The organism is Paenibacillus alba, assembly GCF_013204855.1.
In the GTDB taxonomy this organism is placed as follows: Bacteria; Bacillota; Bacilli; order Paenibacillales; family NBRC-103111; genus Paenibacillus_E; species Paenibacillus_E alba.
The window spans coordinates 1-581 of sequence record NZ_JABMKZ010000115.1 but is presented as its reverse complement, the minus strand read 5'-3'; the positions used below and the strand labels follow the sequence as shown (position 1 = coordinate 581).

At 38.6% G+C, this 581-nt stretch carries 1 protein-coding gene; it reads right to left on the bottom strand.

Translation table 11 applies throughout. The features are described 5' to 3' along the window. Nucleotides 1–339 precede the first annotated feature (339 nt). Nucleotides 340–581: hypothetical protein (locus tag HQN90_RS38165; protein WP_173228000.1), on the bottom strand; the 242-nt coding region annotated here is incomplete at its 5' end.

Genomic DNA, 581 nt, shown 5'->3' with positions numbered 1-581 from the left:
CTTTCAAGTCCGTGAAATCAGCGGACGTTTTACCGAAAGCGACGGATGAGAACATGGAAAGTGCCATGGCGGACGTAAGAACGACGGATAATGTTTTTTTCATAAAGGTTTGTTTCCTCCTGTATTTTAAAGTTTTTGTTATAAAAACTTATAACCAATGGGACAAAAGATGAACATCTCATCAACTTTCTTTCGTGTAGCATTTCGTATATCATCTCGGCTACAAATTTAGTATACGATACTCTATACACTTTTTCATTGATAAGAAATTTCCAGATCGACTAGCCCTAGATATAAAATCAAAAGAAGACCCCGAAGGGCCTTCTTTTTCAAAACATCTTAGTTCACTGTGATTGCCGTTACAGCGGATTTCCCATTGGAAGCTGTTGTTGTTAAATCGAATGTCACTGCAGCCGTGCCTGAGCGTGTAGCTGTGATCTCACCATATTGGTTAATCTCAACTGTTCCGTTTTTAACATGGCTAGCAGAGAATGTCAGACCTAAAACATGGTTGTATTTCGCTACTTCGTCTTTCTCATACTTAATACCATAGCTATCGGTTACTTTGATTTTAGCTGCAA